Below are 17,800 nucleotides of genomic sequence, written 5' to 3' on the forward strand. Positions count from 1 at the left end.
GAATAGACGAAGACGCAGGCCCTAACGTACGAAAACAGACTGTGGGCGATGAATGGGTGAAAGGACGGAGCGTGCATGGATGAATAAAGAAAAGAGGGAAGAGGCGATGAAGGATCAAGAAATCCAGCCTCAGAACGAAGTCGTGCAGGACGCGAAGAAGATCGCCGTCATTGTCGCACGCCAAGGAGAGGAACTTCCTCAGGATCTCCTGATGTCGATTCGACTTTTGGAGCAGCCGGCGGGCTTCATGATGGAACTCGTCGAAGTCGAGGGCAAGGCCGGCATGGCGGCGGCATACGGACAGGCGATGGAAGCGAGCGACGCGAAGTACAAGGTCTATCTCGATGAGCGCGTGCGCATCCTGGACTCGCATCTCTTGGTGCGCCTCGTCCGCCTCTTTGAAAAGCACATCGATCTCGGCATACTCGGTGTTTCAGGCACGAAGCGCCTGCCGCCCGACGGCATCGCCTTTCATTCGACGCGGCGCATCGGCGCCCTCCGGCTTGCCGAGGGTGCGCGCACGGTGTCCTGGGGGCGGGTGCTCGGCGAGATGGAGAATGTGCTCGCCGTCGACGGCTTCCTCATGGCGACGCAGGTCGATCTGCCGTGGCGCGAGGATCTCTTTCATGGCGCGGCGTTCTTCGATGCGGCGCAGTGCCTGGAGTTCCGTCGTCAAGGGCTGCGCTCTGCCGTCGTGGGACAGGAGGAGCCGCTCGTGGAGTTCTTGGGTGAAAGCTTCCCCGCGGACGAGAAAGGAAGGCAGGCGTTCCTTGCGGAGTACGCGACGGAGGCTCTGCCTTTGGTGAGCATCATCATCCCGACGCACGAGAGACCGGAACTTTTCAAGCAGGCGCTCGAAAGTGCGCTCGCGCAGACGTATCGCAATATCGAGGTCATCGTCAGCGACAACAGCGAGGATGCGCGGACGGAAGAGCTGATGAAGGCCTATGCCGACGATGAGCGCATACACTATACGCATGATGCAGGACTCCCCGCCATGCAGAATTGGGTGAGGCCGCTCGAACGAATGCGCGGTGAGTATTTCGCCTATCTTTTCGATGACGACCTCTATGCGCCCGAGAAGATCGAGCGCATGGCGGACGCTTTGAGCATGGAGGACGGCATTGCCTTCGTGACCTCGCATCGCTGCGCCATTGACGAGGCGGGAAACATCGTCCCCGATCCGGCGATCGACCCCTTGCCCGTCGAGGAAACCGCACGCATCCCGGGCGATTTGGCGATCTGCGGGCTTCTCGAAAAGCAGGCGAACTTCATCGGAGAGTATACGACTGTTCTGTTGCCGCGCTCGGCGAAGGAAACGGTGCGCGAGGTTCTGACGGAGGAGCCTCGAAGTGCGCTGGTCGATGTCGAGTGCTGGATTCGCCTGCTGGAGAAGGGCGATCTTCTCTACATCGTCGATACGCTCAGCTACTTCCGCAAGCATGAGGGGCAGTCGAGCAATGATCCTGCCATCCACGCTGCATGCGCGCGCGCTTGGGCGAAGCTCTTGCGCGAGCGTGCGGCGCAGGAGAGCGGCATGAGACGCAAGAAGATGTTCGAACAGGCGGAACTCATCGAGATGTTTTTGCGTGCGAGAGGGAGATGACGTTATGAAAGAAAGAGAAGAGAAGCGTCAGGAACTTCATGACAAGATCCTCGCGCTCGTGCGCGAGTACGCCGACGAATACCACAAGCCTGAGCCATGGACGAAGGGCGCACGCATTCCCTACGCGGGGCGCGTCTACGATCACGAGGAGATGGAAGCCCTCGTCGACAGCTCTTTGGAATTCTGGCTGACGGCGGGACGCTATGCCGTACAGTTTGAAAAGGGGCTGGCCGCATTTCTCGGCACGCGTCACGCGCTTGCCGTCAATTCGGGTTCTGCGGCGAACTTGCTGGCGTTCATGGCGCTGACTTCACCGCTCCTCGGCGAGCGCGCCGTGCGCCCGGGCGATGAGGTCATCACGGTCGCGGCGGGCTTCCCGACGACGGTCGCGCCGATCATCCAGTACGGCGCCGTGCCCGTCTTCGTCGACGTGACGATCCCGCAGTACAACATCGACGTCACGCGGTTGGAAGAGGCGCTGTCGCCCAAGACGCGTGCCGTCATGCTCGCGCACACGCTCGGCAACCCGTTCGACCTTCGGGCGGTCAAGGCATTTTGCGAAAAGCATGGGCTTTGGCTCGTCGAGGACAATTGCGACGCGCTCGGTTCGCGCTATGAGATTGACGGCAAGCAGTGCTATACGGGCACGGTCGGCGACATCGGCACGTCGAGCTTCTACCCGCCGCACCACATGACGATGGGCGAGGGCGGTGCCGTCTATACGAAGGACGCGCTGCTCTTCCGCATCCTGCGTTCTTTGCGCGACTGGGGGCGCGACTGCATCTGCCCGCCGGGCGAGGACGGCTTCTGCGGCCACCGCTTCGACGGGCAGTACGGCAAACTGCCGAAGGGCTATGATCACAAGTATGTCTATTCGCACTTCGGCTACAATCTCAAGGTCACGGATATGCAGGCGGCGGTCGGCTGCGCGCAGCTCAAGAAGCTGCCCTCCTTCGTCGAAAAGCGCAGGCAAAACTTTGCACGCCTCAAGGCGGCGCTTCAAGGTATCGAAGAAAAGCTCATCTTGCCCGAGCCGTGTCCGCACAGTGAGCCTAGCTGGTTCGGCTTCCTCCTGACCTGCCGCGAGGGCGTCGAAAGAGAGCCAATCGTCCGTGCCCTCGAAGCGCACGGCATACAGACGCGCATGCTCTTCGCGGGCAACCTCGTCAAGCATCCGTGCTTTGACCGCCTACGTGAAGCGAAAAGTGGCTACCGCGTCGTCGGCGAGCTTTCGGCGACCGACCGCATCATGCGCGATACCTTCTGGCTCGGCGTCTACCCGGGCATGGCGGCGGAGCAGATTGACTATATGGCGGAGGTCCTGCACAGCGTCCTCAAGGGGTAGAGAAAATTGCGGCGCGGCAGGGAAGCGGATTCGTCAGCGGCTTTGCACCTTGCTAGTACAGGAGGATTTATGAAAACGATACTTGAGTCATTCGAGGCCTTTGGCGAGCGCCTTTCGCCCGGTGCGCCATTTCCCGCGCAGGATTTCGTGCGCGTCATGGAGCCTGTCTTTGCGGCGGAAGGGTACCGCACACCGCGCACCGCAGGCGAGAAGATGCAGATGCTCGTCATCATGGATGCGGGCGTCGGCGACTTCCTGTGCTTTTCGGGCGCTCTGCGCGAGCTTCGCCGCCTCTATCCTGCGGCGGCGATTACGCTCATGATCTTTCCGCCGGGATTCAAGCTTGCCGAGCAATGTCCGTACATCGACTTCCTGCTCGGCAATGAGCAGCTTCCCGTGCTGCGTCATGTGTCGGAGCTTTTTGCAGCGCACGCCGGGTATGCGGCGGAGCATCTTTTGGGGCAGCGCTTCGATCTCGCCTTCGTATTCGGGCACTATGCGAGCGCCTACCTTCTCGCCTACATGGCAGGCGCGAAGGAGCGCATCGGTCATATAGGCGATTTTTCGGCAGGCGGACTTTCACGCGAGAACTGCGCGGCGCTTTTGACGCGCCCTTTGGAAAAGCCCGTGCATCCCTTGCACATGGCTGATCTTTGCTTCGATGTGCTCGATCAGATGCTTGCCGCACCCGTGGCCGATCGTTCGCTGGAGCTTTGGCTGACGAAGGAGGACATCGCGGGCGTGCGCGAAAAGCTCTCATATCTCGGAGCACCTTCGGCAGGGCGAAAGCTCTTCGCCATCGGTCTGGGCGGCAGCACGCGGCGCAAGCATTGGCCGCCCGCCGCTTACGCTGCATTCTTGCGCCTGCTTTTGACAGAGGAGAGCGAGGCGTTCTTCCTGCTCCTGGGCGGCAGGGACGATGCGACGGAAGCGGCGGAAGTAGCCCGTGCGCTCGGCGAGGAGCGGGCGCTTTCCCTCGCGGGCGCGCTCGACTTTCGCGAGACGGCTTCTGCCGTCACGCTCTGTTCGACGTACATCGGCAACGATACGAGCCTCCTGCATATAGCGGCGGTCATTGGTCTGCCCGTGCTGGAGATCTGTTGCTACGGCGCCGATCTGCCGCTCGATGAAAAGGCGATTCCCATGCACCATTATCCGTACCGCACGGCTGCCGTCGTCGTGCAGCCCGCAAGGGCTCTGGCGGATTGCGCCGAGGAGCCGCGCGATGCTTACGGCTGCAAGCACACGGGGGAAGCGCACTGCATCGCCTCGATTGCGCCTGCGACGGTGCTCGAAGCGTATCATCTGCTGCTGCAGCAGGCGGCGACGGGGAAGCGGCAGCCGCTTTTCGTCTGTGAAGAAGAGGCGTGACGGCGTGCACGCTGCCGGACGTGGTAGCGCATGGAGATAAAGTGCTGACGCAATGAGGAGACGATACGATGCTCGATATGCCCTTCAATGAAGCCGTTTATGGGGAAATGGCGGCATTTTTCTCGGAGAAGGATGCCGGAGATATCTTGCTTTTCGGCATGGCGAGCGCTTGGGAGGAGCGCTTCCGGCAGGATTTTCCGAGCGATGTGTTTCAGACGGCTTCGCTGCATACGGAGGTGCCGGAGACCTGGCACGGCAGCTTTTCTCTGATCGTCGCGGCGCCCGGCATTGAGGAAGTGGCTGCCGTGGAGAGCCTGCTCGAATATCTGCATGTGCTTCTCACGCCCGGCGGCGCTCTGATCGTGCCCTTTCGCAACGTCTGCCACTGGAGCGTCTTTCAATCGTGGTGCGACGGTGAGATGCGTTACAGTACGAATCCTCTGCTCAGGGGGCAGGGCAGGCTCTTTTCTTTTCCTGAAATCATACGGCTCGCGAAGCTCTCGCACTACGAAGCTTTGAGCGTGAGAAGAATCGCGGAGGCCGGGGAGCCGCAGCTGCTTCGGCTGCTTCGCGAATGCGGTGCAGAAGATGAGGGGAAAAATCCCGAGATCGCCTGGTGGATCATCCACATGACGGCAATCCCGATGGGCATCGTGCGGCTCAAGGCGCGCTATACAGCAGAGGTGCGTCATCTGCTGGCGCGTCTTCTGCACCGCCTCGAAAACGGCGTGGAGGAAGAGGCATCGCTCGTATCGCTGCGGCAGCTGCTTGTTGAAAACGGCATCGAGGCCGGCTATCTGGAAGAATTCGTCAAGAGTGTTGCGGCGGACGCTGCGAGGCTGCTTGACATCCTGCGCAAGGAGGGACTGTTCGGATGAACGGGGACGCGAAGAAGATCGCCTTCATTGCCTGCGTGAACGATGAAGAAATGTATGAGGAAAGTGTGCGCTATCTGCGCCATCTGGAAGTGCCGCAGGGCTTTTCCGTCGAGCTCGTACCCGTGTACGGCGCCTCGTCGATGACGGCGGGCTATGAGGCGGCGCGGCGCGCGACCACGGCGCGCTTCAAGGTTTACATGCATCAGGATATTCTGCTGACGGAGAAGAGGCTCATCCCCCGTATGCTGGAAATCTTCCGCCTGCGCCCCGAAGTCGGACTCATCGGCTTTGCGGGCTGCCGTCATATCCCGGACAGCGGCGTCTGGTGGGATTCGAAGGAGTGCTATGGCTCGGTCTGGCATGTTCGTGAGCCGGAGTCCATGGAATTGGTCAGCCGCCTTGCTGTGCCGGACGAAGGCATCGAGGTGGCGGCGCTCGACGGTATCTTCCTGGCGACGCGGACGGATGTGCCGTGGCGCGAAGATATTTTCACGGGCTGGCACTTTTATGACATTTCGGCTTCCATGGAGTATCGGCGGCGCGGCATGCGCCTCATGATTCCGCGTTTTGAAAAGCCGCCGTGCATCCATGAGACGGGGCGCAAGCGCCTTGATGACGCATGGGAGACGGCGCGGCAGGTCTTTCTTGCCGAATACGGAAAAGAATTGCAGCATGGCTGAGAGGGGGAGCGCAGATGAAGAAAATGACGCGGCAGGATGACCTTGCCTTTTATCGCGGCAAACGCGTGCTTTTGACGGGGCATACGGGCTTCAAGGGGATATGGCTCTCGAAACTGCTGCTCGGCGCAGGAGCGCAGCTTACAGGATTTTCGCTCGCTTCGCCGACGGCGGACGGCGCACGGCTCTTTGAGAAGTTGAAGCTAGCGGAATCCATGCGCTCGATCGAGGGCGATGTGCGCGATCTCGCATCTCTTCGCGCGGCCTTTCGCGAGGCTCGTCCCGAGATCGTCGTGCATCTTGCGGCGCAACCGCTCGTGCGCGAGAGCTACCGCACGCCCGTCGAGACGTATGCCGTGAACGTCATGGGAACGGCACACGTCCTCGAATGTGTGCGGGAAAGCGATACGGTCAGATCCTTTCTCAATGTGACGACGGACAAGGTTTACGAAAACAAGGAATGGGAGTGGGGCTACCGCGAGGACGAGCGTCTCATGGGCTTCGACCCGTACTCAAACAGCAAGAGCTGCTCAGAGCTCGTAACGGCGAGCTATCGTCAGAGCTTCTTCGCGGACGGCGGCGTGCGCATCTCGACGGCGCGCGCGGGCAATGTCATCGGCGGCGGAGACTTCTCGCCCGAGCGCATTGTGCCCGACTGCATCCGCGCGGCGAGCGAAGGGCGCGCCGTTGTCCTCAGAAATCCCGCATCGACGCGGCCCTATCAGCATGTCTTGGAGCCTCTCTCTGCGTATTTACGCATCGCGCATGCGCAGGCATGCGATGCGTCGCTCGCCGGAAGCTACAACGTCGGGCCTGCGGACTCCGACTGCGTGATGACGGGCGAGCTGGCCGAGCTCTTCTGCCGCGCTTGGGGCGAGGGTGCTTCGTGGCGTGCTGAGGAGGAGTGTGCCGCGCCGCACGAGGCGGGATTTCTGAAGCTCGACTCCTCGCGCATCAAGGCGCATCTCGGCTGGCAGCCGCGCTGGCACATCGAGGAAGCGATCGCGCATACCGTCGATTGGGCGAAGGCATGGCGGGCAGGCGAGGACGTCGGTGACGTCATGGAGGCGCAGATTGCCGCCTACTTCGAGGAGGCGGAGGCGTGAATCGACAGGATGAGTGCTTGAAAAAGGTTGCGGCACGGGGGCTGGAGAGCGATGAAGGCGACGGGAAGGGCGCTGCGTCCATCTTCGCGCCTGCCGCCGCGTCGCGACTGTGCCTGCAGCCCGTTTACATGCGCCGCTTCGTCTGCGACGGCAGCCGATGCGGCTCGCTCTGCTGCTGCGCGAAGTGGGGCGTCGCGCTCGATGCGGCGACATTGGCGCGCTATGAGGGGCGGCCGGAGCTTCTGCACGAATTGAAAAAAGGCTTGGAACGCAGCGAGGCGACGGGCGGCTGGATCATGCGCCACGAGAACGGACGCTGCGTTTTTTTGCGCGCTGACGGACTTTGCTCGCTGCAGCGACGCTTCGGCATCGGCGCGATCTCCGACGTCTGCGCTGAGTATCCACGCAAGATGCACGAGGTTGGCGATACGCTTGACCGCGCCCTGTGCCTGAGCTGTCCTGTGGCGGCAGAGGAAGTCTTGTTCACCGAAGAGCCGCTGGCGTTCGAGTGGATGGAATTTGCCGCACCGCGCCCCGATTATGTTGACCGCACGCCGCTTGGCGCACCACTGTCGGCGGCGGCCTTCCGCAGCCTGCAGCTTGCCGGAATCGCGCTCTTGACCGAGCGCCGTCTCTCGCTCGACGCGCGTCTCGCGGCGCTCGGACTCCTGCTCGCGCGCGCCGAAGCGTATGTCGAGCAGGGGGCGGCGGAAGATCTGACAAGGGACGTCGCCGCCATCGCCGATGCCGCCGCAGGGGAGGCAAAGGCTCTCCTCGCGGCGAATCCCTTCGACGCGGCGCTGTATCTGCGCTTCTTCCAACGGCTCTTTCCTGCTCTGGCAAAGGCGACGAAAGATGATTTGCCCGAAACAGCGGCATATTTGGCGAGGATTCGCAGACTCTTCGGCGAAGGGGACGGCGATGTGCCGGGAGAACGGGCAGATGCGGCGCATACGGGCGCGGCGCAGTCTCGGCAAAGCGGCATCGCCGCTTTTTTGGAACGGCGCAGACAATATGCGAAGAGCATCCATTCAAAGTACGGCAATGCTTTGGAGAACTGGCTCGTCAACGAATTTATGCTCGGACGCTACCCTCTGACAGGAGGCACGAGCTTTCTGGCAAACTATGAGGTCTTCGTCGTGCTTTACAAGCTGCTGGAGTTCCTGCTTCTTGTGGATGCCTCGCTCGATGGGGGCGGTGTGTCTGCGCCGCACAGCGTGGTGCGGACGGCTTTTGCTGGCGTGGAGAGTGCAGAAGACGAGGATGATCGTACAAAGAAGTGCATCCTTGCCGCTGTCGAATGGCTTGCCGTGCGCACGAATCACTTTTACGGTTATATCGATGCGTTGGCGGAAGAGATCGCCCGCCTGTTGCCCGGCGGGCGTTTGCTTAGTTTGCTTGATGGCGAGCACATTGTTTAATCAACGCAGCAGGGTGCGGGAAATTGGCAGCTAAGCCGCAGAAAAAAGAGGAATTTTTCCCTTCGTTGGCGAAATAAGAAAATACTTATGGGAGTTTGGGAAATTCCGGGAGGTAAGCAAGATGATGGATTTTAAGGACAGCGAGATTCGGCGGATTCTCGTGCCTTATGATGGTTCGGAGCAGGCGCAGCAGGCCGTGCGGCAGGCGGCGCACATCGCGCGGCTGCAGGGGGCGACACTCATGCTGCTCTCGGTCGTCGATCTCAATGCCGAGGTCGCGGCCTTCGAGCGCGTGAGCATGGACGGCTATGATCCTGCGGCTCTGAAGGAGGGCGCTTACAAGGAGCTGGCGAAGATCCTGCGGGAGGTGCCCGCAGACATCCGCACGAACAGCGTGGTGGAACTTGGCTCGCCCGCCGAGGTCATCGTGGAGACGGCGGACGATGAAGGCTACGACCTCGTCGTCATGGGCAGCCGCGGTCTCGGCCGTCTGACGGGATTCTTGATGGGCAGCGTCAGCCAGTATGTGCTGCAGCACGTCCACTGCCCTGTCATGGTGGTTCGCTGATATGCAGAACGACAAGAAAAAAAGCTTCCTTTCCCGATTCTTTCAGAGCAAGGATGACGCAGCGCGACTGAGGCGCGGCGTCGTCCTTTTTGCGGTCTTTTTCCTCGCAGCGTTCCTCGCGCTCGGCTATCGCGCCTACGACAGCGCACGCACGTCGAACGCGACGATCTGGAAGGAGAAGGTCGACGCTGACATGCGCGGCATTCTCTTGCTGATCGACTCGACGCATCCCGGCGATTGGACGGTGCAGGACGGACGCATCTACAAGGGAGGCAGACTGCTCAACGATAATGGCAGTTTCGTCGATCACTTGAAAGAGGTTACGGGATCGGACGTCGCTCTCTTCGTCGGCGAGCAGTGCGCATCCTCGACGTACGAGACGAGCGGTAAGAGGCTCGTCGGACAGAAGGCGGATGCCGCCGTCACGAGGATCGTGCTCACGGGCTGTACGCCGTATCTCGGTCGCTCCGATTTCGGCGGCGGGCGACCCATCGGTTCGTATCGTACGCTCTTCGATGCGGACGGCGAGGCGGTCGGCATGATTTTCGTCGGCGTGCCCGAGGCGGAGGAGGAACGCTCGCTCGGCGCACTGACGAACTCCATGACTCTGGCGGGGTTGCTGCTGCTCTTGCTCGTGCTCACGGGATTGGGGCTTCTGCTCGCTTATGCCGGGCGCATCGCACTCCCGCTGCAGGGGCAGAAAGAAGAGGAACAGGTTCCTTTGCCAGAGGTCTCGGATGTTCCTGCAGGTGAAGTGCTTGCCGCGCAGGAATTGGGGACGCCTCAAAGAGATGCAGCGTTCGAGGCCGTGCCATCGGAGACGCTTTCGCGCATGGGCGCCTTTTGCACGAAACTTCTCGCGGGGGCGCGGGAGCAGGCGCAGGCGATGGAGTCGGCTCTCGCACAAGCGGGGACATTGAAAGAGCGGGCGGAGAAAGCGGCTTCGGTGCTCGCCGAAGCCGCGGACGGCATGGACGAAGACGCGTCGGACGAAGCGCAGAAAGAAGCCGAAGAAGTGCGCCGTCAATTTGGCGAGAGCCGGAGGGCGGCGCACGATGCGGCAGAGCGCACGAACGCGCTCGCGAAGGAGTTGAAGGCGGCGGACGAGATGGCGCGCGATCTGGGAAAACGTGCAGCGGCGATCGGCGATACGCTCGCCGAAGTCGCGGAGCTTGCGAGCCAGACGAACCTCCTCGCGTTTAACGCGGCGGTCGAGGCGGCGCGTGCGGGTGATGCGGGCAGGCGCTTCGCCGCTGTCGCCGACGAGGTGCGCCGCCTGTCGGAGGATGCGGGTAAGCTTTCCACAAATGCGGCAGAGCTTCTGACGGCGCTCGCCGGCGACGTCTCCAAGGCAGCCGAGGCCATCGAGGCGGGCGGCCGAGGCGCACGGGAAAACCGCACGGCGCTTCGTGCGCTCGCCGATACGGCGGCGCGCCTGGAGGAGGCGGCAAGGCGCACGGCAAGACGCGGAAGTGGGACGGCAAGATCCCTGCCGGCGCTCGTCGAGGCGCGTGCGCTGCACGAGAAGATGGCGCAGGATGCGGGGAAACTCCTCGCAATCAAGGAGGGCGAGGAAGCGAAGATCGCCGAACTGCACGCCGCTGCCGACGGCCTGCGCGCCCTTCTGGGCACGGTTCTGCCGACGCTTGGAGCGGCGGGCGGCACGGATGAAACGTCTGAAGCGGGGGAAGCGAGCGACGCGGATGCCGCAGACAGCGCGACGGAATCGTCTGAGATGCGAGGGGAGGAAAAGCCATGATCATATCGTGGGATGAATACTTCATGGGCATCGCCCTTTTTTCCAAGTACCGCAGCAAGGATCCGCACACGCAGGTTGGCGCCTGCATTGTCAACGAGGACAAGCACATCGTCGGCGTCGGTTACAACGGTATGCCCAACGGCTGCTCCGATGCGGAGTTCCCGTGGGGCAGCACGGGCGAGTTCGGCGACAAGAAGTATGCCTATGTCGTGCATGCTGAGCTGAACGCCATATTGAACGCGAGCACCTCCTTGAAGGGCTGCCGCATCTACACGTCGCTCTTTCCCTGCAACGAGTGCTGCAAGGCGATCATCCAAAGTGGCATCAAGGAGGTCATCTACCTGTCGGACAAGTACGCGGCGACCGACAGCACGCGCGCCTCGAAACGCATGTTCGCTGCTGCCGGCGTTCACTATCGGCGGCTGGAAACGGACATCGAAGAGCTGCCCGTGAATTTTGCGCTGCCAAAAGGCGAGCAGGAAGGATGAATAGTGCGCCGCCCTTACCAGAAACCTAGCCAATCAGTCTGCACCCTTCGGGTTTGACTTCTTGGGGTTTCATGGTACAATAATAAAATGTTGAAACGGATTCTACTGAAAAGCCGCCTAATAACTATTATGCGTCCTTATTTCATGGTACAATAATAGAACGTTGAAACGGAGGGCTGCATTTGGCAGCTGCGACTTTATATTGCCGGCTTTTGCATTTTCCAGCGGAGGAGGATTTCTATTGCCCTTTCAGACGACGATCGCCCGGCGCGTTGATTACGACGGCGTGGGGCTTCATTCCGGCGTCCTCGTGCATCTCTCGCTCCTGCCGGCGCCTGTCGATGCGGGAATCGTCTTCGTGCGCAAGGATGTTGCGGGCGAGCCGAAGATTCGCGCGACCGCGCCGCATGTGACGTCGACGGTGCGCGCGACGACGCTCTCTGAGGGCGGCGTGCGCGTCTTCACGGTCGAGCATCTGATGAGTGCGCTCGCGGCGTTCGGCATCGACAACTGCTTTGTCGAACTCGATGCCGAGGAGCCTCCCGTCGCGGATGGCTCCTCGCTCGTCTTTTTCTCTCTTTTGAAAGAAGCGGGGAAGGTGCAGCAGGAAAAGGAGCGGCAGGAGATCGTCATCGACCGCGTCTACCGCATCGACGACGGCGAACGCTTCCTCGTTGCCGTTCCCTATGGCGGCGGCCTGCGTGTGAGCTTTACGTCGCTCAATGAGCATGCGCTCGTCGGCACGCAGTACCGGGATTTCCTCGTGCGAGAGGACGCTTACGAGAAGGAAATCGCCCCTGCGCGTACGATTGCTTATGAAGGCGAGGTCGAGGCGCTGAAGAAAGCGGGACTCGGACTCGGCGGCACGCTTGAAAACGTCATCGTCTACAACGATGAGCGCTGGCTCAACGAGCTGCGCTTCCCCGACGAGCTTGTGCGCCACAAGATCCTCGACCTCATCGGCGATCTGCGTCTCGCGGGCTTCGTGCGCGGGCATATTCTCGCCGTGAAGTCGGGTCATGCGCTGAACGCGCAGCTCGCGAAGGCGCTCTGCGCCTCGCTGGTGTGAAAGCGCAGAAAGGTGTTTCTGCTTACGGTGAAATCCGGTGCATTTCGTGTCGGTTCCAATTAAGAAAGAAGGAGCGAAACTATATGATTTTGGACATCAATGAAATTCAGAAGATCCTGCCGCATCGCCCGCCGATGCTTCTCGTCGACCGCATCATCGAACTCGTGCCGTTCGAGTCGGCGACGGGCATCAAGTGCGTGACGATGATGGAGGACTTCTTCCGCGGTCATTTCCCCGGCTCGCCGATCATGCCCGGCGTGCTCCTTCTGGAGGCCATGGCACAGGTCGGCGGCATCACGATGCTCTATCCCGAGGAGAACCGCGGCAAGCTCGCACTCTTCGGCGGCATGGAGGGCGTGAAGTTCAAGAAGCCCGTCGTGCCTGGCGATCAGCTCGTGACGAAGGCGAAGATCACGAAGGTGCACGGCGACTTTGGCAAGCTTCATGCCGACGGCTACGTCGACGGTGTGCTCGTCGCCAAAGCGGACTTCACCTTTGCCCTGCAAAGAGCTGAAAATCTCTCTTAAGGGGCAGATTTGCCGGGAAAATGAGTGCCAGTCTTTTATCAACCCCCGAAAATTGCCGATTTTGCCTGAATATCACAGGCAAAAAACGACAGGATTTGCAGGATTATAACAATATGGCGCTTTATCCGCACAGGAATCGCGGATAGTTTCAGCGATTTCTATAGAAAGCATAGATTGAAAATCCTGTCAGCTCTTTTCGAGTGGAATAAGGGGTGGAAAAAATGATGGACAGCAAAGTAGTGGCATATATCCACGAAACAGCGGTCGTAAGCCCTCGTGCCCATGTGGCGAAGGGCGTGGAGATCGGTCCGTATGCTGTGATTGAAGAGAATGTGACGCTCGCTGAGAACGTCAAGGTCGGTGCGCACGCCGTCATCGGTGCGAACGTTTCGATCGGCGAGGGCACGCGCATCGAGCCGCATGCCGTCATCAACAGTTGGACGAGCATCGGCAAAGACAGCCATATCTTTCAGTTCGCTTCGGTCGGCGCGGAGCCGCAGGACTTGAAATTCAAGGGCGAGAAGAGCTATACGATCATCGGCGACCGCACGACGATCCGCGAGTATTCGAGCATCCACCGTGCGACGGGCGAGGGCGAGGAGACGCGCATCGGCAGCGACAGCCTGCTCATGGCTTGCACGCATGTCGCGCACAACTGCGTCGTTGGCAATCATGTCATCATGTCGAACGCGGCGATGATCGCAGGCCACGCCATTGTCGAAGATCGCGCGGTTCTGGGCGGCATGTGCGGCATTCACCAGTTCGTGAAGATCGGCCGCAACGTCATGATCGGCGGCATGTCGAAGATCGTGCAGGACTGCGTGCCCTACACGATCGTCGACGGTCATCCGGCGCGCGTCGTCGGACTCAACAGCGTCGGAATCGCGCGTGCGGGCATCGCGGTCGAGGCGCGGCGAAATATCAAGCGCGCCTACAAGATCCTCTTCCGCTCGGGCTTGAGCCTCGCACAGGCGATCGCCGTCATCGAGCAGGAGGTCGAGACGTCCGAAGAGGTCGAGCATTTCCTGCGCTTTTTGCGCAACGTGGACCGCGGCATCTGCCGCGAGCGCCGCGAGAACGAATAGAAATCGGAGGGAAAATCTTTGGAAAAGATCGGTCTTTTGGCCGGCGTGGGGCGATTGCCCGTCGTCTGCGCACAGGCGGCGAAGGCGCTCGGCATCGAGGTCAGCGCCGTTTCGCTTCTCGCGGGCACGGATAAAGAACTTGCGGAAGTCGCTTCCGATCATCGCGCGATCAACGTCGCACAGCTCGGCGCGATCATCGACTATCTCAAGGAGCGCGGCGTGACGAAGGTGACGCTTCTCGGCAAAGTTACGAAGGAGCTTCTTTTTGCGGGCAGCCACGAGCAGCCCGACATGCGCATGATGCAGCTCCTGATGTCGCTGCCCGACAAGAAGGACGACACGATCATGCTCGCTTTCGTCAGGGAGCTTGCGAAGGAAGGCTTGGAAGCCTTCGATCAGACGGCTCTCTTAAAGGCGCTGATGCCGCCTGCGGGCACGCTGACGAAGCGTGAACCTACCGCAGAGGAACGCGCCGATATGGAGATGGCGCTCGCCATGGCAAAGGAGATCGGCCGGCTCGACATCGGACAGACCGCCGTCGTCAAGGCGAAGGCGGTCATGGCGCTCGAAGCGATCGAGGGGACGGACGCCTGCATAAGGCGCGGCGGGGAGCTTTCGGGCGGCGGTGCTGCCGTCGGCAAGGCGGCGAAGCCCCAGCAGGACATGCGCTTCGATGTGCCGGCGATCGGCACGGCGACGATCGAGTCGATGATCGCCGCCGGGGCGAAAGCCCTCGCCATCGAGGCGGGCAAGGTACTCGTCGTCGATCAAGCGAAGGTCACGGCGCTCGCTGACGAAAACGGCATAGCGATCGCGGCGATTTGACGATTTGCGCGGTGGATGCAAGATCTGCATCCTCGCGCTTTTTCGGCTTAAAGAAGCGCTGATAAAATGAAGTTCTCGGATTTGCGCAGATGGCAGATGCGTGAAGATGGGGGCGGTGTTTGTCCGTGCTTTTCGAAGAGGAGGGGCAAGATGAAGATCATGATGTCGGCGGGCGAGGCGTCAGGCGATTTGCACGGCGCACGCCTCGCGAAAGAAATGCTGGAGATGGAGCCGGACGTGGAGCTTTTCGGCTTCGGCGGAGCCAAGATGGCGGAGGCGGGCGTGCGCCTCGTGCGCGACTGTCGCGACTACAGCATCATGGGCGTGTGGGAGGTTGTCCTGGGACTCGGTCGCCTATTGCAGTTGGAAAAGACGCTCGTCGAGTCCATGCGCGAGGAAAAGCCCGATCTCCTTCTCATCATCGACTATCCCGACTTCAACTGGCGGCTTGCGGCGAAGGCGAAGGCACTCGGCGTCCCCGTCTTTTCCTACATCCCGCCGTCGGCTTGGGCATGGCGCAAGGGGCGTGCGAAGAAGTGCGCGGCGATCGCCAAGGAGATCGTCACGATCTTCCATCACGAGATCGGCCCCTACGTCACGGCGGGCGCGAACGTCTCCTTCCTCGGCAACCCGCTCGTCGACACCGTACGCGCCGATATGGAACCGGAGGCGGCGCGCGCCTTTTTCGGACTCAAGGAGGGCGAGCGTGCCGTGCTGCTCCTGCCCGGCAGCCGACGGCAGGAGATCTCGTTTCTTCTGCCCGACATGCTCAAGGCGGTGCAAATCTTGAAGGAGAAGCGCCCCGAGACGCGCTTTTTCCTGCCCGTCGCGCCGGGACTCGAGCGCCAAGAGCTCGAACGCCATATCGAAAAGTCGGGCGCTTCCGTCGAACTGACGGAGGAGCACGTCTACGACCTCATGGGCATCGCCGACTTCGCCATAGCGACATCGGGAACGGTCGTCATGGAAGCGGCGCTTATGGATCTGCCCGCTGTCGTCTGCTACCGCATGGGCAGGCTCAACTACGCCATCGGCAGGATGCTCGTGAAGATCGACCATTTCAGCCTGCCGAACATCATCCTCGGAGAGGAGGCGGAGCCGGAGCTGCTGCAGGACGAGGTGACGCCGGAGCGCATCGCCGAGGAAGCTGCGAAGCTCTATAAGGGCGAGCCGCAGCGCGACTCCGTCATGGCGCGTCTCAAGGTCGCCGTGCTGCAGCTCGGGCCGCCGGGCGCTTCCGTGCGCGTCGCGGCGCATGTGCTCGCGGCGGCCGCAGGAAGGGAAAACGAGAGGGAAGCATGAAGAACTACATCCGTTTGATGAACTACATACGGCCCTATGTGAAGCATCTGGCGTTTGCCATCGTCTGCATCGTGCTTGCGGCGGCAGCGAACCTTTATGTGCCGTGGATCATCAAGGACATGATCGACAAGGTGCTCATGGAGCGCGACATGGCGATGCTCAACCTCATCGCGGGTGGCATCATCGTCGTCTTTTTCTTCCGCGGCATATTCTACTATGGGCAGAGCTACCTCGTTTCCTTCGTTGGGCAGCGCGTCGTCATCGACATCCGCGAGGCGCTCTTCGAGAAGTTCCAGCGCATGCCGCTCGCCTACTTCGACCGCCATCAGACGGGGGAGATCATGAGCTACGTGACGAACGACGTGCAGGCATTGCAGAATGCTCTCGTTGACAAGCTCATCGAGCTTGTGACGGAAAGCTCCGTGCTTGTTGGCTCCATCGTGCTCATGTTTTATCTCGACTGGAAGCTCACGTTCATCACGCTCATCACCGTGCCGCTCGTCGGACAAGCGATGAATATTTTTGGCAAAAAGCTCAAGCAGTCGGGCATCGTCATACAGGAAAGGCTTGCCGACATCAATTCGCTTCTGCAGGAAAGCATCTCTGCCGTGCGCGTCGTCAAGTCCTTCGTGCGCGAGCGCTACGAGATTGAACGCTTTCATCGGCAGAACGAGTTGAATTTCCAGGCTGAGATGAAGAACGTGCAGCTTACGAGTCTCCTGACCCCGACCGTGGAGTTCCTAGCGGCGATCACGGTCACCTTTATCTTGTGGATCGGTGGCTACGAGGTTGTGCAAGGCGATCTGACGGCAGGCGCTCTCGTTGCGTTTCTGACGTATGCCGTGAATCTCGCGAACCCGGTCAAGCGCATCAGCCGCATCTACGGCACCGTGCAGCGTGCGATGGCGGCGGCCGATCGCGTCTTTGACGTGATTGATATGGAAGAGACGATTCATGACAAGGAAGGTGCCGTTCCGCTGCCCGAAATCGAAGGGCGCGTCGCTGTCAAGGACGTGTCCTTTTCCTACAAGGAGGGCGCTCCCGCGCTCTCCCATGTGTCGCTTGAGGCGAGTCCCGGCCAGCTCGTCGCCTTCGTCGGTCCTTCGGGCGCGGGCAAGTCGACAATCGCGAACCTCATCCCGCGTTTCTACGAGGTGAACGAAGGTGTGATCGAGATCGACGGTCACGACGTGCGCGACGTGACGCTCGACTCTTTGCGCGAGCAGATCGGCATCGTGCCGCAGGAAACGATGCTCTTTTCGAGCAGCGTGCGCGAGAATATCCGCTATGGCAGGCTCGACGCGACGGATGAGGAGATCGAGGAGGCGGCGCGTGCGGCGAACGCCGAGGAATTCATCCTGCAGCTTCCTGAAGGATATGAGACGAAGATTGGCGAACGCGGCTTGAATCTTTCGGGCGGCCAGCGTCAGCGCATCGCTATCGCACGCGCCATCCTGAAGAATCCGCGCATCCTGATCCTCGACGAGGCGACGTCGGCGCTCGATACGGAGAGCGAAAAGATCGTGCAGGCGGCGCTCGACAAGCTCATGGTGGGCAGGACGTCCTTTGCCATCGCGCACCGGCTGTCGACGATCTTCAACGCCGACTGCATCTACGTCATCGACGGAGGATGCATCGTCGAGCAGGGAACGCATGCGGAACTTCTGGCGGCGGGCGGGCTTTACAGCACGCTCTACAATATCCAGTTCCGAGGCGAGGGAGAAGGCGAGAAGAAGGGCGAAGGAGCTTTGCAGCCCGCTACATGAAGGAGAG

General features: G+C 61.0%; 16 protein-coding genes. All 16 read left to right on the forward strand.

Going from position 1 to position 17,800, the window contains the following annotated elements; genetic code table 11:
- Window positions 1-79 precede the first annotated feature (79 nt).
- The 16 genes from QZ177_RS00235 (at window position 80) to QZ177_RS00310 (ending at window position 17,793) form a co-directional block, all read left to right on the forward strand.
- A complete protein-coding gene (locus QZ177_RS00235; RefSeq protein WP_265070940.1) occupies window positions 80-1,606 on the forward strand; it encodes a glycosyltransferase in 1,527 nt (508 codons plus the stop codon).
- A gap of 4 nt (window positions 1,607-1,610) precedes the next feature.
- Window positions 1,611-2,951, forward strand: coding sequence for a lipopolysaccharide biosynthesis protein RfbH (gene rfbH / locus QZ177_RS00240; RefSeq protein WP_265070941.1), 1,341 nt, complete (start codon window positions 1,611-1,613; stop codon window positions 2,949-2,951).
- 69 nt (window positions 2,952-3,020) lie between these two features.
- Entirely contained in the window at window positions 3,021-4,322 is a 1,302-nt protein-coding gene (locus QZ177_RS00245; RefSeq protein ID WP_265070942.1) for a glycosyltransferase family 9 protein, read from the forward strand.
- A 68-nt stretch (window positions 4,323-4,390) separates the two neighbouring features.
- Complete coding sequence (locus QZ177_RS00250) at window positions 4,391-5,200, forward strand: hypothetical protein (protein ID WP_294175008.1); 810 nt, start codon at window positions 4,391-4,393, stop codon at window positions 5,198-5,200.
- A complete protein-coding gene (locus QZ177_RS00255) occupies window positions 5,197-5,880 on the forward strand; it encodes a glycosyltransferase family protein (protein WP_294175009.1) in 684 nt (227 codons plus the stop codon). Before QZ177_RS00250 ends, QZ177_RS00255 begins: the two co-directional genes overlap by 4 nt.
- A gap of 14 nt (window positions 5,881-5,894) precedes the next feature.
- Window positions 5,895-6,983, forward strand: a complete 1,089-nt coding sequence (gene rfbG / locus QZ177_RS00260) for a CDP-glucose 4,6-dehydratase (RefSeq protein ID WP_265070945.1) — start codon at window positions 5,895-5,897, stop codon at window positions 6,981-6,983.
- Window positions 6,980-8,404, forward strand: a complete 1,425-nt coding sequence (fliB, locus tag QZ177_RS00265; protein WP_265070946.1) for a flagellin lysine-N-methylase — start codon at window positions 6,980-6,982, stop codon at window positions 8,402-8,404. The genes rfbG and fliB overlap by 4 nt, the downstream gene beginning before the upstream one ends.
- A gap of 121 nt (window positions 8,405-8,525) precedes the next feature.
- Entirely contained in the window at window positions 8,526-8,972 is a 447-nt protein-coding gene (locus QZ177_RS00270) for a universal stress protein (protein ID WP_006190680.1), read from the forward strand.
- 1 nt (window position 8,973) lies between these two features.
- Complete coding sequence (locus tag QZ177_RS00275; protein WP_265070947.1) at window positions 8,974-10,731, forward strand: cache domain-containing protein; 1,758 nt, start codon at window positions 8,974-8,976, stop codon at window positions 10,729-10,731.
- The gene (locus QZ177_RS00280) at window positions 10,728-11,219 is read left to right on the forward strand and encodes a dCMP deaminase family protein (RefSeq protein WP_009646319.1); all 492 of its coding nucleotides are present in this window, start codon (window positions 10,728-10,730) and stop codon (window positions 11,217-11,219) included. Before QZ177_RS00275 ends, QZ177_RS00280 begins: the two co-directional genes overlap by 4 nt.
- Window positions 11,220-11,460: 241 nt before the next feature.
- Complete coding sequence (gene lpxC, locus QZ177_RS00285; protein WP_265070948.1) at window positions 11,461-12,288, forward strand: UDP-3-O-acyl-N-acetylglucosamine deacetylase; 828 nt, start codon at window positions 11,461-11,463, stop codon at window positions 12,286-12,288.
- Between the two features lie 83 nt (window positions 12,289-12,371).
- On the forward strand, window positions 12,372-12,815 hold the full coding sequence (gene fabZ, locus QZ177_RS00290) for a 3-hydroxyacyl-ACP dehydratase FabZ (protein ID WP_006190687.1): 444 nt from the start codon (window positions 12,372-12,374) through the stop codon (window positions 12,813-12,815).
- 221 nt (window positions 12,816-13,036) lie between these two features.
- Window positions 13,037-13,900: an acyl-ACP--UDP-N-acetylglucosamine O-acyltransferase gene (lpxA, locus tag QZ177_RS00295; RefSeq protein WP_006190689.1), complete on the forward strand. Its 864-nt coding sequence runs from the start codon at window positions 13,037-13,039 to the stop codon at window positions 13,898-13,900.
- An 18-nt stretch (window positions 13,901-13,918) separates the two neighbouring features.
- Window positions 13,919-14,725, forward strand: coding sequence for a UDP-2,3-diacylglucosamine diphosphatase LpxI (gene lpxI / locus QZ177_RS00300; RefSeq protein ID WP_294175019.1), 807 nt, complete (start codon window positions 13,919-13,921; stop codon window positions 14,723-14,725).
- A gap of 150 nt (window positions 14,726-14,875) precedes the next feature.
- Window positions 14,876-16,027 (forward strand): lipid-A-disaccharide synthase, encoded by a 1,152-nt coding sequence (lpxB, locus tag QZ177_RS00305; RefSeq protein ID WP_294175020.1) that lies wholly within the window; start codon window positions 14,876-14,878, stop codon window positions 16,025-16,027.
- Window positions 16,024-17,793, forward strand: coding sequence for an ABC transporter ATP-binding protein (locus QZ177_RS00310; RefSeq protein ID WP_294175021.1), 1,770 nt, complete (start codon window positions 16,024-16,026; stop codon window positions 17,791-17,793). The genes lpxB and QZ177_RS00310 overlap by 4 nt, the downstream gene beginning before the upstream one ends.
- The last annotated feature ends 7 nt before the right edge of the window (window positions 17,794-17,800 follow it).

Origin of the sequence: uncultured Selenomonas sp., assembly GCA_905372355.1 — a bacterium.
Classification (GTDB): Bacteria; Bacillota; Negativicutes; order Selenomonadales; family Selenomonadaceae; genus Selenomonas.